Here is a 13,454-nt window from a genome sequence, read left to right as displayed (position 1 = left end):
GACCTGCTGCCGCTGATCGCCAAGGACAAGAACGTCAAGACGATGATCGTCAACCAGGCGGGCCGCCAGTACGACATGCGGTTCAACACGCTGACCAAGCCGTTCGACAATCCCAAGGTGCGCCAGGCGGTGCTCTATGCCCTGTCGCAGAAGGAGTTCCTCGAGGCCAACGTCGGCAATGCCGAGTTCTACCGCGAGTGCAAGTCGGTGTTCCCGTGCGGCTCGCCGCTCGAATCGACCAAGGGCTGGGAGGACAAGCTCTCGGGCAACGTCGCCAAGGCCAAGGAGCTGCTCGCCGCGTCGGGTTACGACGGCACGCCGGCGGTGTTCCTCCACCAGACCGACACGGCCGGTCACAACAACCTCGCTACCGTCGGCAAAGCGCAGCTCGAGAAGATCGGCCTCAAGGTCGACCTGCAGGCGATGGACTGGCAGACCCTGGTTGCAAGACGCGCCAAGAAGGATCCGCTCGACAAGGGCGGCTGGAGCGCCTTCTTCACGTCCTGGGGCGCCCCCGACATCCTCAATCCGGTGTCGTCCGCCTTCATCAATGCCTCGTGCGACAAGGCGACCTTCGGCTGGCCGTGCGACGAAGGGCTCGAGAAGTTGCGCGACGCCTATGCGACCGAATCCGATCCGGCCAAGCAGAAGGCGATCGCCGAGCAGGTCCAACTGCGCCTGATCGAGTATCCGACCTTCGCTCCGCTCGGCCAGTTCACCACGCCGACCGCGATCCGGGCCAACCTCAACGGCCTGTTGCACACGCCGTCGCTGGCGCTGTGGAACGTGGAGAAGAAGTGATGGGAGCGCGCGGGCGCCGCGCACTCGCGGCGCTCCTCGTCCCGCTCGGCCAGTTCACCACGCCGACCGCGATCCGGGCCAACCTCAACGGCCTGTTGCACACGCCGTCGCTGGCGCTGTGGAACGTGGAGAAGAAGTGATGGGAGCGCGCGGGCGCCGCGCACTCGCGGCGCTCCTCGTCACGGTCTCGCTGCTGTCGGGGCTCGCCTTCGCGATCCCGGCGATGGCGCAGACGGTGCTGCGCGTCACCATGCACTCCGACCTCAAGATCATCGATCCGATCTGGACGACGGCGCTGATCTCGGCCGACCATGGCTACCTGGTCTACGACACGCTGTTCTCGCTCGACGAGAGCCTGACCATCCGGCCGCAGATGGTCGACAGGTGGGAGGTCTCGGCCGACAGGCTCACCTGGACCTTCACCTTGCGCGAGGGCCTCAGCTGGCACGACGGCACACCGGTGACCGGCGCCGACTGCGTCGCCTCGATCCGGCGCTGGGGCGCGCGTGATTCGATGGGCCAGATGCTGATGTCGTTCACCAGCGAGCTCTCCGCGCCGGACGACCGCACCATCCGCCTGGTGCTGCGCGAGCCCTACGGCCTGGTGCTGCAGGCGCTCGGCAAGACCGGCGCCAACATCCCCTTCATGATGCCCAAGCGCATCGCCGAAACCCCGCCCAACAGCCAGATCGGCGATGCCACGGGTTCGGGCCCCTTCATCTTCAAACGGGATGAATGGAAGGCCGGCGAGAAGGCGGTCTATGTCAAGAATCCCAGCTACAAGCCGCGCGCCGAGCCCCCGTCGGGCCTGGCCGGCGGCAAGATTGCCAAGGTCGATCGAGTCGAATGGATCTGGATCGCCGATTCGCAGACCCAGGTGAACGCGCTGCTGAAGGGCGAGATCGATCTCTTGCAGCTCACGCCCTACGACCTGCTGCCTCTGGTCGACAAGTCGAAGGACGTTGCGACCCAGGTGGTCGACAAGCCGGGACGGCAGTACATCATGCGCTTCAACACGCTGGCCAAGCCGTTCGACGATGTGCGTGTTCGCCAGGCCGTGACCTACGCGCTGACCCAGCGCGAGTTCCTCGAAGCCAATATCGGCGATCAGCGCTACTACCGCGAATGCCGCTCGCTGTTCCCGTGCGGCCTGCCGCTCGAATCGCCGATCGGCTGGGAAGATCGGTGGTCGGGCGACGTCGCCAAGGCCAAGAAGCTCCTGGCCGAGGCGGGCTATGACGGCACGCCGCTGGTGCTGCTGCACCAGACCGACGTGGTCGGCCACAACAATCTCGCCACGGTAGCCAAGCCGCAGCTCGAGCGCGCCGGCTTCAAGGTCGAGCTGCAGGCGATGGACTGGCAGACCCTGGTGACACGCCGCACCAAGAAGGATCCGCCGGACAAGGGCGGCTGGCACGTCTTTTTCACCTCATCGGGTGCGCTCAGCATCCCCGATCCGGTGGCGCATTTCTTCATTAATGCGTCGTGCGACAAGGCGCAGTTCGGCTGGCCGTGCGATGCTGAGATCGAGCGCCTGCGCGATCAGTACGCGCGGGCGGGCGACGCCGAGAGCCAGCGCGCCACTGCCGTCGCCCTGCAGCGCCGCGTCGCCGAGTATCCGACCCACCTGCCGCTCGGCCAATTCACCAGCCCGACGGCGCGCCGCGCCAACGTCACCGGCGTGCTGACCGCGCCGGCCCTGGTGTTCTGGAACATCGAGAAGAAATGAACCAGACGAAAGATCCCTCGCTGCGCTCGGGCCTTTGCCAGCGTTCGCTCAGGAAGGACGAGATCAGTCCAGCCTCACGCTGATGCCTTCGAGGCCGGGCTTCGACACCGGGAAGCGCTTCATCACCTCGGCGTCGTGGCCGGGGATCACCATGTCGATGTGGCTGTCGGCCAGCTTCTGCAGCTTGTCGTAGCCTGCCAGCATGTCGGCGACGGAGAAGACGATCGAGAACAGCTTCCGGTCGCGGATGCCCCAGTAGTAATGGCTGGCGTCGGAGGCAAGCACCAGCCAGCCGTTGCGCGTCATCACCCGCACCGACTGGATGCCCATCGTGTGGCCGCCGATCAGGTGCACGGAGAGGCCGGGCAGGATCTCCTCGTCACCGTCATGGAACACGACGCGCTCGCCGTAGACCGCGCGGACGATGCCGACGATGTCCTCGACCTCGAAGGCGTGACGGAACGTGCCGTGGCACATGTGGCGGCCGGTGGCGAACTGCATCTCCTTGTCCTGCAGGTGGAATCGCGCCTTGGGGAAGCGGTCCCAGTTGCCGACATGGTCGTAGTGCAGATGGGTGATGACGACGTCCTCGACGGTCTTGGCGTCGATGTCGAGATGGCCGAGCAGGTCGGCCGGGTTGGTCTTGACCTCGCGGCCGCGCTTCTTGCCGATCTGGGCATTGAAGCCGGTGTCGATGACCACCGGCTTGCCGCCGATCGCGCGATTGCCGCTCTCGTCGAGCGGGATCGCCACCCAGATGAAATAGTCCATCGGAAAGTCGGCGTCATGCGGGTCCGGCGTGATCTGCACTTCCCAAGCCTTGCGCGGCAGGTGGGCATATTTGATCGCATGCACCTCATAGATGGGTGTCGAACGCATTAATGTTTCCTTCCCGATGGGTATGACGCGGGAGGGTAGCAAGAAGGCCTGTTGCCACGCTATAGTGTGTGCATGGCCCCACGGGACCTCCTTGGCTGGCGAATTAGCACCCCGGTTTGCCTTGCAAACCGGACCGTCGCTGTTCGCCTGTTCTTGAGGGAGTCGTTCCATGGCCACCGTGCCGTCTACCGCTGTACCGCCTACCGCCGTTCTGGCACTCAAGCGTAATCACTCCACCGTCCGCTATTGCTTCGAGGCCGACGCCGAGCCCGCCGTGTTGCCGCGCGCGCTCGAGCTGCTGGCCAAGCGCGGCCTCGTGCCGGCGCGCGTCTTCGCGCAAGCCGATGACGATCTTCTGTCGGTCGAGATCGAGGTCGAAGGTCTCGCCACCGATGTCGCCGACCATGTCGGCCGCTGCCTGTCGCAGATCGTGGGGGTCAGGCAGGTGTTTTAGCTGGAAAGCGACCAGCACGTATTCTCCGTCGTCCTGAGTAGGCGCTTGCGAAGCAAGTGCCGTAAGCGAAGGACCTCATCGCCGTCTGCCACAAGTATGTGTTGGGACTTCTGGCGATGAGATCCTTCGCTACGCTCAGGATGACAAGAGAGACACTGAGGCTTCCCTACGGGCTTATCAGCCGTTCGACGATCGCCGCGATATGAAGCCGGGCGACGTCGATCGCCGGGAAGCCGGCATTCTCCTCGTTGAAGATCACCGCAAGGTCGGTGCCGGCGAGCAGGATCGACTCGACGCCGTCGCGCCGCTGCAGGTCGGCGGCGATGCGGCGCAGGCCGGCGGTGTCCGCGTCGTCGCCCTGCTGGGTGTCGAGCAGGCGCTGGTAGGCCTTGCCGATGAAGGCGATCTCGTCGGGTCGGGGCTTCACGATCTCGACGTCGGGGGCGTGCTTGGCGAGCTGGCCCCACAGGCTGCCTTCCATGGTGAAGGTCGTGCCGAACAGCGCCACGCGGCGCAGCCGGCGCGTGCGCAGCTCGGCGCCGATGGTCGCCACGATATCGATCATCGGCAGGGGCGAGCGCGCGACGATGCGGTCGATGCAGATGTGCGGCGTCACCGCAGGCAGCGCCGCCGCCGTGGCGCCGGCGCGCGCCAGCCGCTCGACGAAGCCCAGCAGGTAGTCTGCCAGCGCATCGAGACGGCGTTCGCGGACGAAACCCTGGCCCTTGTCGACGTCGGCATGGACGAACACCAGATCGGGCACGACACCGCGGGCTTTGCACGCGGCGGTGATGCGCTCGTAGTAGTCGACGGTGGCGCCGACACCGAGCCCGCCGACGATGCCGACCGAGGACATGGCGCTTCGGCTCCGCTTCTCAGTCAATGGTGATGTTGTTGTCGCGGATCACCTTGCCCCAGCCGGCGACTTCCTTGCGGGCGAAGGCGTCCATCTCCGCCGGGCTCCAATCGACCAGCACGGTGCCGAGCTGGCTGGCGCGCTGCCGGACCTGGTCGGTCGCGGCAATCTTGCGCATCGCCGCGTTGAGCTTGTCGACGATCGGCTGCGGCGTGCCGGCGGGCGCGAACAGGGCGAACCAGCCGTCGAGCGTATAGCCGGCCAGGCCGGCCTCGGCGGTGGTCGGGATGTCGGCGAAGGCGGGATGGCGCTTGTCGCTGGCGAGCGCCAGCGCCTTGAGGTTGCCGTTGCGGATGTGCGCCGACACCGAGGGCGGCGTCACCACCATGAGCTCGACCTGGCCTGCGACCAGGTCGGCGGTTGCCGGGCCGGCACCCTTGTAGGGCACATGCACCAGGTCGATGCCGGCGGCCTTGTTCAGCATCACGCCGCCGAGATGCGGCACCGAGCCGGCGCCAACCGAGGCGTAGTTGAGCTTGCCGGGATTGGCCTTGGCGTAGGCGATGAAGCTCTTGAGATCGTCGGCCGGCACCTTCTTGGCGATGACGATGACATGCGGCGCGATTGCGCCCATGGCGACGCCGGTGAAGTCCTCCGGCTTCCAGCTCAGCTCCTTGACCAGTGCCGGATTGGCCGAGTGATAGGCCGAGTACTGCATCAGCAGCGTGTAGCCGTCCGGCTTGGCGCGGGCGACGATGGCCGTGCCGACATTGCCGTTGCCGCCGCCCTTGTTGTCGACGATGACCTGCTGGCCGAGCTCCTGCGACAGCAGGTCGGCATAGAGGCGGGCGACCAGGTCGGTGCCGCCGCCGGGCGGCGCCGGCACCACCATGGTGATCGGCTTGTCGGGATAGCCCGCCTGGGCGTGGGCACCGGGGGCGACGGCGGCGGCGAGCACCGCGGCGGAAAGAGCGATGACGCGGCGACGCTGCATGGCGAGTCTCACGTGGGAAAGTTGCGCGCCCAGACCGGGCGCAGTTCCGCGACCTGGTCGGCGCGGCGGGCAATGGCGAACAGGCGGGGCGCCTCGCTCTCGAACCAGCCGCGCTTGGGGCGCCAGCGGGTCATGATGTCGACGTAGATGTCGAGTGCCGAGAAGCGCTCGCCGAGGAACCACGGGCTGCCGGCATGGCTGTCGACCTGGCGCCACAGGCGCTGGGCGTAGGCGTCGGTGGCGGCGCGGAACGGATCGCGCGCCGCATCGACCGAGATGAAGCGCGCCGGATCGTCGGCGTAGGTGAAGGTCGGATAGATATTGGCGACGATGAACACCAGCCAACGCAGGAACTTCCCGCGTTCCGCCGCCTGAGCCGGCGGTACCAGCGAGTCCTTGCCGGTGACGTCGGCGAGCAGGAGCGTGATCGCCGCGCTCTCGCTCATCACGCTGCCGTCGGGCATCACCAGGGTCGGCACCTGGGCCAGCGGATTGACCTTCTCGAGCTTGGCACGGGCATCGGGCGAGCGGATGAGGTCGCCGACCGGCTCGATGGAGAAGGGCAGCCCGTACCAGGTGAGCTGGGCCTCGACGATCGCCGAGCCCCAGCCGTCGCGGCCATAGAGCTTGTAGCTCATGTCAGGCCTTTTGCAGCAGATCGATCAGGCTGCACGTGTCCCAGCGACTGCCGCCCCGCGCCTGCACGCGGGCATAGAACTGGTCGACCAGCGCGACCAGCGGCACCTGCGCCTTGGCGCGGTTGGCCTCGGCGATGGCGATGCCGAGGTCCTTGCGCATCCAGTCCACGGCGAAGCCGAACTCGAACTTGCCCTCGACCATGGCCTTCCAGCGATTCTCCATCTGCCAGCTTTGCGCCGCGCCCTTGGAGATGGCGCTCATCACCTTCTCGAGGTCGAGCCCGCTCCTCTGGCCGAGATTGATCGCCTCGGCGAGACCCTGGACGATGCCGGCGATGCACATCTGGTTCATCATCTTGGTGAGCTGGCCGGTGCCCGGGCCGCCGATCAGGGTGATGGCGCGCGAATAGGCGTCGGCCACCGGTTTGGCCTTGTCGAACGGCGCCTGCTCGCCGCCGCACATCACGGTGAGCTGGCCGTTCTCGGCGCCGGCCTGGCCGCCCGACACCGGCGCGTCGATGAAGTCGATGCCGCGCTTCTTGCCCTCGGCGTGCAGCTCGCGGGCGATATCGGCCGACGCGGTCGTATTGTCGAACAGGATCGTACCCGGCGCCATGCCGGCGAAAGCGCCGTTCTCGCCGGTCACGACCGCGCGCACGTCGTTGTCGTTGCCGACGCAGCAGAACACGATCTCGCGGCCGGCCGCCGCTTCCTTCGGAGTCTTGGCCGCCGTGCCCTTGTGCTTGGCCGTCCATGCCTCGGCTTTGGCGAAGGTCCTGTTGTAGACGACGACGTCATGTCCCTTGGCGGCAAGATGCCCCGCCATCGGAAAGCCCATCACGCCCAGCCCGAGAAATGCCACCTTGGCCATTGCCTTCTCCCGCGAAAATGTTTGCGGGCCGGATCATAGGGCCAATCCGCCACGATGCCAGCGGGGCGAGGCAACTCGAGCACTCCTCCCCAACGGAGTTGGGGAGGTGTCGCGTCATACGCGACGGAGGGGTCATGAGTCATGGGAGAGGGTTGAGCCTGGCGCTCATGACCCCTCCGTCCCGCGAAGACGCGGGACACCTCCCCAGCGATGACGCTGGGGAGGAGAACGAGCTAACTCACGAAGACCAGCCCCGGCACGACGCTCTTCAGCCAGTCCTGCGCGCCCGACACGCGGGCGAAGAACGATTGCGAGCCGTAGGTGTCGCCGGTGCCGTTGGCGTTGACGCCGGCGATCGCCCACAGGCCGCCGGTCAGCAGCCACGCCGAGCCGCCGCTGTCGCCCGAGCCCAGGATGCCGTCGAGCCGGCCGGCGCCTTCGTCCTCGCGGCGCAGGGTGACGGCGAGCCAGTTGCCGGCGTCGGCGTTTGCAGGCGGCGGCTGGATCGCCTCCATCACCTCGGCCACGACGTTCTCGGCGGCTGCCTTGCCGGGCAGGCCGTCATAGATCGCATCCTCGCCGGCCGAGCCGATGCCGCGGCTGCCGAAGCCCACCATGACGATGCGCTGGCCCTGCTCGCGCCGGCCGCCATAGAGGCTGGGCGGCAATCCGCCGTCGTCGAGCGGCCCGTCGAGGCGCACGATCGCCATGTCGTAGCCGGTGCGCTCGTCGTTGTCCCAGGTGAACAGCGGATGGAAGACGATGCTGGCGCCGTGCCGCACCGTGCCGCCCGGCGTGCGGTAGAGATACTGCTCGGCCGACCCACCGCGCTCGTAGAGGTGCGCCGCGGTCAGGATGTGGGCGCGGCCGCCGACATTGCCGATCCAGGTGCCCGAGGCGGCGCCCCAGGTCTCGCCCTCGTCGTCCGAGAGGGCGATGACGCCGGCGAATTGCGGCTGGCTGCCCAGCGCCACGTGGGCGCGAAAGCCCGCGCTCTCCCTGTCGGGGCCGCCACCCTCGGCCTGCCAGGTGCTGTCGAGGATGATGACGGCGCGGGCCGGCCGCATCACGACGGGCAGCAGCGGTGCGGCAAGCAGGCCGCCGAGGGCGCGACGACGGGCGAGACTCATGGGTGCACCGGGAGGATCAGGCCAGGAGGATCAGGGTTGCGGCGACACCGGTCGACAGGGCAGGCAGCGCGAGCGGCCAGGCGCGGCGATAGAGCACGGCGTCCGACGTGGCAAGGGCCAGGATGGCGGCGCCCATCGAGACGCGGATCGGCGACAACATGGTGAGGTTGGTGCAGACGCTGTTCTGGACCGCGGCGATCCATGCCGGATCGACGGCGACGGCGCGCGCCAGCGCGGTCACCATCGGCATCAGCATGGCGTTGGCCGCCGCGCCGCCGCCGGTCAGGAATCCGCCGACGCCGGCGAACAAGGGCACGGCGGCAACGGCATCGCGGCCCGCCGCCGCGCGCAGCGCCTCGGCGATCGCCTGCGCCATGCCGGTGCCGACATAGAGCTCGGCCATGACGACGAACAGCAGGGTGACGGCGCAGGATCGCCAGGCGCCGCGCGCCGCCTCGCCCACCACGCGCGCCAGCGGGGCGCGGGCCAGCACGACGACGGCGAGGCCGATCGAGACCAGCCAGAAGCCCGGCGCGTAGAGCGGCGTGAACGCCGGCTGGTTGTCGAACGGCTTGATCGCCCACAGGGGCTTCAGCAGATCGCGCAGCGGCGGCACCAGGCGCGTGGCGCAGAGCGCCGCCGTCAGCGCGACATAGGGCGCCTGCGCGCGCAGCGCCGCGATGAGGTGCGCGCCGTCCGGCCGCTCGTCGCGCCAGAAGCGCAGGGCCAGCAGCGCCGCCGTCGACGCGGCGCCGGCGATCTCGACGTCGCTGTAGAAGTTGAACAGCCAGATCGAGGCGAGCAGCAAGGCGGTCCACAGCGCATCGTCGAGCTTCTGGACGAACGGCACGGCGACGCCGGCCTCGCGCGCGAAGCGCCAGTAGAGCACCAGATAGAGGACGTGGATCGGCACCTGCAGGACGGCCGAGGCGAGGCCGAGCTGGTTGGGCGTCAGCCCGGCCAGGGTCGCGCCGACCGTGGTGCCGGTGGCGAGCGCCCCCCACGGCACGAGCGACTGGCTGTAGAGGCCGAGCACCAGCGCCGGCAGGCCGCCCAGCCCGAGGCGACGCAGCGCCGCCAGCGCGATGATGTAGCCGACGCCGAAGCCCGTCACCGCCTCGGCGAACGGCGCCAGCAGGAAGCACACCGACCACAGCCGCCGCGGATTGGCCGCCAGGGTCGCGCCGTTGGCCGCGCCGTCGCGCGCCTGCAGGCAGCGATGGAAGAACATGCCCGAGGCGATGATGGCGATGACCTGCCACGACAGCCAAAGCCCGGCCGAGGTCTCGCGCACGAACAGCGCCCCGATCTCGCCGCGGCGCCCGGCTCCAGTCAGCAGCGTGATGGAGGCGGCGAGCGTCGCCGACAGGCCGGCTAGCCCGGCCACCAGCGCGCTCGCCCGGCCCGATGCCAAAAGGCCAATGACGATCAGGAGCGGCAGCAGGGCGAGCAGGGTGGCCATGGGCGGCGCACTCTATAGCGCGCCGCCACGGGATGACCTCGCGGGAGCCACGAGTTTTTCCTATCCTCGCCCGCAACGATCCGCGTCCTCATGGCGGAGGGACGTGGCGCGTGGCGGGGATTTTCGTGGCCCGGAGGGCCTCCGGCTGGGCCAGATCGCCGCTTGCGCGAATGGGGTCTTTCCCCTAGAACCCGCGCCGTGCCCCGATAGCTCAGCTGGTAGAGCACGTCATTCGTAATGATGGGGTCGGCGGTTCGATTCCGTCTCGGGGCACCATTTTCCATCCGACCTAGTTCTTTGTCGTCCGCGCACGTTCGCCGATTGCTCAGAACCCTCGTAAAATAGGCACTCAATTACATATAAGTGCCCGGCACAGTTCGCGGCCGTCCGAGGGCATCCGGCGTCTCCGGGTACACTGGGGGTACACCTGAACGACCGGGTACACTGGCGGTCCGCCGCTTACGAGGGACCATTCCCATGGATGAACTGAGCGACACGAAGATCCGCAATGCCAAGGCGGCGGACAAGGAATACACGATTGCCGACGGACAAGGCCTTAGCGTCGTGGTGCGGCCCAACGGGACCAAGCTGTGGCTCTACCGCTACCGTTTCGGCGGCAGACGCAAGAACATGTCCTTCGGCATTTTTCCCGGCATTGGACTGAGGGCTGCGCGCGACAAGCGCCACGATGCCGAAAAATTGCTCGATCAGAGGCAGGACCCAGCCGCAGTGCGTGAAGCGCAGCGAAAGGACGATGAAAAGCACAAGCACACCTTTCGTGCGGTCGGGGAGGAATGGGCGACCAAGAAGCTCGAAAAGGAAAACAAGGCCAAAGCGACGATCAAGCGGGAACGCTGGAATCTTGGTCAGCTCAATCGCGAGATCGGCGATCAACCGTTGTGCGAGATCGATCCGCCCGAGTTGCTGGCGGCACTGCGACGCGTCGAAGCCCGCGGCCGCTACTATACGGTCGGCCGGTTGCGCTCGACGGCCTCGCGGGTCTTCCAATTTGGTATTGGCTCGTCGTATTGCAGCACCGATCCCAGCCGTGATTTGAAGCACGCGCTGACCAAGGCCCCCAAGGCCAATCCGCGCCCGGCGCTGACCGACCCGGACGACGTCGGCGACCTGATGCGCCGGATTGAAGTTTATGACGCCAAGAACGGTGGGTTAGTGCGCCACGCGCTCAAGCTGATCGCCTTGACCATGGTGCGGCCGGGCGAGCTGCGGCTAGCGGAGTGGACCGAATTCGATGAACCGAACCGAGCATGGCTGATCCCCGCCAAGAAGATGAAGATGCGCGATGATCACGAAGTGCCTCTTTCCCGCCAGGCGCTCGCTATCCTTGCGAAACTGCGGCCGTTGAGCGGCCGATGCCGCTACTTGTTCTCATACGATGATGATGTACCTATGTCCGACAACACGCTCAACAAGGCTCTACGGATCATGGGCTATGATACCGGTCCCGGAGGCGACCACTGCGCGCACGGCTTCCGCTCAACCGCGTCGACCTTGCTCAACGAGGAGGGCGCGTTCGACGGCGATGTCGTGGAATCTCAACTTGCCCATGACACTGAGGAAAAGAAGCGGCGGCGACGCGACGAGGTGGTGCGGCGCCAGCTTGGCAAGGGCGACAAAAACAAGATCCGCGGCATCTATAACCGTGCGGCCTATTGGACCGAACGTGTGCGTTTGATGCAGCATTGGGCTGATCGGCTCGACAGCCTGCGCGACGGGAGGCGCACCGTCTCGCTAAGCAGGTCCGCGGCCTAGCTTGCTCTTGATTCGACCCTGGGCAGCGAGGCGTGAAATTCGTCCACGCTGTCGAGGTCGATCATGGTTTTGCCTCCCATTTTGTAGGCCCTGATCCGCTGCTGGGCGATCAGCTCGTAAGCCTTGGTCTTTCCGAATTTTCCATAGCGGCAACCGTCCTTGAACTCGACGAGCCGACGCTGCTTACCGCTGTCATTGCTAACCATGGTTCGTGCAAGAGCGTCGATGATTGCTGCCATGATCGGATCAAGATCCGCTGGACGAGTCGGCACTGCCGTGTCGCGACCTGGCGTTGACGCGCGCTCGCTGAGAAGGGGGCGTCTTTGGGGAAGCTGGCGGTGCTCCGGCTGGTCTTGTTTCGACGCCATCGACACGTAGCCCATTGCCTAGGATACGTTGATCTACATCGCCAAGAGAGCCGAACAAAGGCTCTCTGACGCCGCCGCCAACTCTTGCGTGCAATAGAGTGCAATTCGGATGGATCGGAAAGGAGTATCGCGCTGCCGGCGGCGCCATGCAGCGGTCGAGGCCAACGCCTCCCCACACCTGACCTGGAATCTAAGCGATTTTCTTGCCGGCAACACCGGCTCTTTGATCGACCATGCAAAGTCATGCCGAGGCGGCATAACAAATCGCTCGCTTTCCCAAGCTTCATGCCTGCTCCCGAACCGACGGCCGATTCCGTGACGTGTTTGGGCACGAGGGCCACGCGCCAGCGTGACAGCAAGCTATCCCACACGCACTTCATGCGACGGTACTGTTTGCGTGCCTCCATTAAATATACGACAGAGGGCGCCGCATCAAAAATGACGGCCGATCAGGCTCCGCTTTACGGACTGCACTATATATACCTTGCGTAGTCCGAACTGACTTTCTCTTCGGTTACATATTTCAAGACCTCACCTACCGCCCGTGCAGCCCTAATCGGTATCGGTAGCTTCTGGTTCATCTGAGTCGAGTTCCAGTTGATTTTGGTGAGCGCCAACACTTCACTCGCAATTTGGGCGATGGTGCTGTCGCTGCCATTGTATGGACAAAGGAGCAGTGGCCTCGGATCGTATAGCCCCGGATAGGTGCCGTAGTAGGGAATGCTGCCGTTGGTGTAGAGCAACCCTTTTCCGTCGAGCTCAACGAATGTTCCCCTCATGACAGGGTAGTTTCCATCCCGGAGCACCTTCACGGAATAGGATTCCTGAACCCAAACGAGGTCGCGTAGCTCCGTCCCAGCTTCATCCAATGCCTCCATGATGCCATCGGCCTCTTCTTCGCGGAATTGCGAGGTCTTAAACACGATCACACGTGCCGGGTAATGCTTATGATGGTTTCTGTAGGCGGCAAGTGCATCAGCGATCAGCTGACGCGCGTCTATCTGGGTCATGTAGGGATGCCGGCCACGGCTCTCGGTATGGGCGCGCTTGCCCTTGAGTATGAAACCGCGCCCTCGCTCGTCGAACATTTGCGCGGCACTGGTGAAGAGCTGCTGACCGCCGACTTCACGATAGAAGCTGACGCCGATGTAGCAGGCCGTGAATTCGCCATCCTGAGGCATTTTTCGCCAAGGAATGCGCCCCGTTCCTTTATAGTAGAGGGTCGTGAGGAGATTCCACGTTCGATCTGCCTGGTCCTGGATCTTCCGCGTCCGACTTTCTTTCACTTTGCGCGGGATGCTTGCCGACTCGTCGAACACGTCCTCCCACACAATTTGTATAGCAAAGCTCAAGCCCATCGCTTTTGCCTTGAGCATTCCCCGGAAGTCAGGCGCGTCCGAGCCGCCGCTGTCGTCCTTTTCCATTGTTGCCTTGGAATCCACCTTTGCGTTCCAGACCCTTTCGATCAGGCTGACCGGGAGGGCCACAATCGCAACATG

The 13,454-nt window shown here is 65.8% G+C and carries 14 protein-coding genes and 1 tRNA gene; 6 read left to right on the top strand and 9 right to left on the bottom strand.

Annotated elements, in window-relative coordinates; all coding sequences use genetic code 11:
* The 3 genes from ACILR9_RS37940 to ACILR9_RS37930 all read left to right on the top strand — a co-directional run.
* Positions 1 to 801: ABC transporter substrate-binding protein (locus tag ACILR9_RS37940; protein ID WP_395715191.1), on the top strand; the 801-nt coding region annotated here is incomplete at its 5' end.
* Positions 801 to 941 (top strand): hypothetical protein, encoded by a 141-nt coding sequence (locus tag ACILR9_RS37935; RefSeq protein WP_395715190.1) that lies wholly within the window; start codon positions 801 to 803, stop codon positions 939 to 941. The genes ACILR9_RS37940 and ACILR9_RS37935, both read left to right, overlap by 1 nt.
* Entirely contained in the window at positions 941 to 2,530 is a 1,590-nt protein-coding gene (locus ACILR9_RS37930; RefSeq protein ID WP_395715189.1) for an ABC transporter substrate-binding protein, read from the top strand. The genes ACILR9_RS37935 and ACILR9_RS37930 overlap by 1 nt, the downstream gene beginning before the upstream one ends.
* A 63-nt stretch (positions 2,531 to 2,593) precedes the next feature.
* Here the strand turns inward: ACILR9_RS37930 and ACILR9_RS37925 are convergent, their stop codons facing one another.
* Positions 2,594 to 3,409: an N-acyl homoserine lactonase family protein gene (locus ACILR9_RS37925; protein ID WP_395715188.1), complete on the bottom strand. Its 816-nt coding sequence runs from the start codon at positions 3,407 to 3,409 to the stop codon at positions 2,594 to 2,596.
* Positions 3,410 to 3,578: 169 nt separating this feature from the next.
* On the opposite strand from ACILR9_RS37925, the gene ACILR9_RS37920 reads away from it, so the two are divergent.
* Positions 3,579 to 3,863 carry a hypothetical protein gene (locus tag ACILR9_RS37920; protein WP_395715187.1) on the top strand — a complete coding sequence of 95 codons (285 nt, stop codon included), beginning with the start codon at positions 3,579 to 3,581 and terminating at the stop codon, positions 3,861 to 3,863.
* Positions 3,864 to 4,029: 166 nt separating this feature from the next.
* Here ACILR9_RS37920 and ACILR9_RS37915 read toward each other — a convergent pair whose 3' ends face one another.
* The 6 genes from ACILR9_RS37915 to ACILR9_RS37890 form a co-directional block, all read right to left on the bottom strand.
* Positions 4,030 to 4,719: an aspartate/glutamate racemase family protein gene (locus tag ACILR9_RS37915; RefSeq protein WP_395715186.1), complete on the bottom strand. Its 690-nt coding sequence runs from the start codon at positions 4,717 to 4,719 to the stop codon at positions 4,030 to 4,032.
* Between the two features lie 19 nt (positions 4,720 to 4,738).
* Positions 4,739 to 5,713, bottom strand: a complete 975-nt coding sequence (locus ACILR9_RS37910; protein ID WP_395715185.1) for a Bug family tripartite tricarboxylate transporter substrate binding protein — start codon at positions 5,711 to 5,713, stop codon at positions 4,739 to 4,741.
* Positions 5,714 to 5,721: 8 nt separating this feature from the next.
* Complete coding sequence (locus ACILR9_RS37905) at positions 5,722 to 6,351, bottom strand: glutathione S-transferase family protein (protein ID WP_395715184.1); 630 nt, start codon at positions 6,349 to 6,351, stop codon at positions 5,722 to 5,724.
* 1 nt (position 6,352) lies between these two features.
* The gene (locus ACILR9_RS37900) at positions 6,353 to 7,222 is read right to left on the bottom strand and encodes an NAD(P)-dependent oxidoreductase (RefSeq protein WP_395715183.1); all 870 of its coding nucleotides are present in this window, start codon (positions 7,220 to 7,222) and stop codon (positions 6,353 to 6,355) included.
* Positions 7,223 to 7,455: 233 nt separating this feature from the next.
* Positions 7,456 to 8,352: a trypsin-like peptidase domain-containing protein gene (locus ACILR9_RS37895; RefSeq protein WP_395715182.1), complete on the bottom strand. Its 897-nt coding sequence runs from the start codon at positions 8,350 to 8,352 to the stop codon at positions 7,456 to 7,458.
* 16 nt (positions 8,353 to 8,368) lie between these two features.
* Positions 8,369 to 9,814, bottom strand: coding sequence for an L-lactate permease (locus tag ACILR9_RS37890; RefSeq protein ID WP_395715181.1), 1,446 nt, complete (start codon positions 9,812 to 9,814; stop codon positions 8,369 to 8,371).
* Positions 9,815 to 10,014: 200 nt separating this feature from the next.
* Here ACILR9_RS37890 and ACILR9_RS37885 point away from each other — a divergent pair.
* Positions 10,015 to 10,090, top strand: a tRNA-Thr gene (locus ACILR9_RS37885).
* Positions 10,091 to 10,291: 201 nt separating this feature from the next.
* The gene (locus tag ACILR9_RS37880) at positions 10,292 to 11,587 is read left to right on the top strand and encodes a tyrosine-type recombinase/integrase (RefSeq protein ID WP_395715180.1); all 1,296 of its coding nucleotides are present in this window, start codon (positions 10,292 to 10,294) and stop codon (positions 11,585 to 11,587) included.
* On the opposite strand, the gene ACILR9_RS37875 is transcribed toward ACILR9_RS37880, so the two are convergent.
* Both ACILR9_RS37875 and ACILR9_RS37870 read right to left on the bottom strand, forming a co-directional pair.
* Entirely contained in the window at positions 11,584 to 11,970 is a 387-nt protein-coding gene (locus ACILR9_RS37875) for a hypothetical protein (protein ID WP_395715179.1), read from the bottom strand. The two genes, ACILR9_RS37880 and ACILR9_RS37875, sit on opposite strands and share 4 nt — an antisense overlap.
* Positions 11,971 to 12,428: 458 nt before the next feature.
* The coding region (locus ACILR9_RS37870; protein WP_395715178.1) for a hypothetical protein at positions 12,429 to 13,454 on the bottom strand (1,026 nt) is incomplete at its 5' end.

Source organism: Reyranella sp. (assembly GCF_044224635.1).
Classification (GTDB): domain Bacteria; phylum Pseudomonadota; class Alphaproteobacteria; order Reyranellales; family Reyranellaceae; genus Reyranella.
The sequence above is the reverse complement of the archived record's forward strand: the minus strand, read 5'-3'. Positions and strand labels throughout refer to the sequence as shown.

Excerpts from the sequence above, each read along its gene's own strand:
- ACILR9_RS37925 (WP_395715188.1), bottom strand. The coding sequence starts at position 3,409 with ATGCGTTCGACACCCATCTATGAGGTGCATGCGATCAAATATGCCCAC.
- ACILR9_RS37895 (WP_395715182.1), bottom strand. The coding sequence starts at position 8,352 with ATGAGTCTCGCCCGTCGTCGCGCCCTCGGCGGCCTGCTTGCCGCACCG.
- ACILR9_RS37920 (WP_395715187.1), top strand. The coding sequence starts at position 3,579 with ATGGCCACCGTGCCGTCTACCGCTGTACCGCCTACCGCCGTTCTGGCA.
- ACILR9_RS37930 (WP_395715189.1), top strand. The coding sequence starts at position 941 with ATGGGAGCGCGCGGGCGCCGCGCACTCGCGGCGCTCCTCGTCACGGTC.
- ACILR9_RS37935 (WP_395715190.1), top strand. The coding sequence starts at position 801 with ATGGGAGCGCGCGGGCGCCGCGCACTCGCGGCGCTCCTCGTCCCGCTC.
- ACILR9_RS37880 (WP_395715180.1), top strand. The coding sequence starts at position 10,292 with ATGGATGAACTGAGCGACACGAAGATCCGCAATGCCAAGGCGGCGGAC.
- ACILR9_RS37875 (WP_395715179.1), bottom strand. The coding sequence starts at position 11,970 with ATGGGCTACGTGTCGATGGCGTCGAAACAAGACCAGCCGGAGCACCGC.
- ACILR9_RS37905 (WP_395715184.1), bottom strand. The coding sequence starts at position 6,351 with ATGAGCTACAAGCTCTATGGCCGCGACGGCTGGGGCTCGGCGATCGTC.
- ACILR9_RS37890 (WP_395715181.1), bottom strand. The coding sequence starts at position 9,814 with ATGGCCACCCTGCTCGCCCTGCTGCCGCTCCTGATCGTCATTGGCCTT.
- ACILR9_RS37915 (WP_395715186.1), bottom strand. The coding sequence starts at position 4,719 with ATGTCCTCGGTCGGCATCGTCGGCGGGCTCGGTGTCGGCGCCACCGTC.
- ACILR9_RS37910 (WP_395715185.1), bottom strand. The coding sequence starts at position 5,713 with ATGCAGCGTCGCCGCGTCATCGCTCTTTCCGCCGCGGTGCTCGCCGCC.
- ACILR9_RS37900 (WP_395715183.1), bottom strand. The coding sequence starts at position 7,222 with ATGGCCAAGGTGGCATTTCTCGGGCTGGGCGTGATGGGCTTTCCGATG.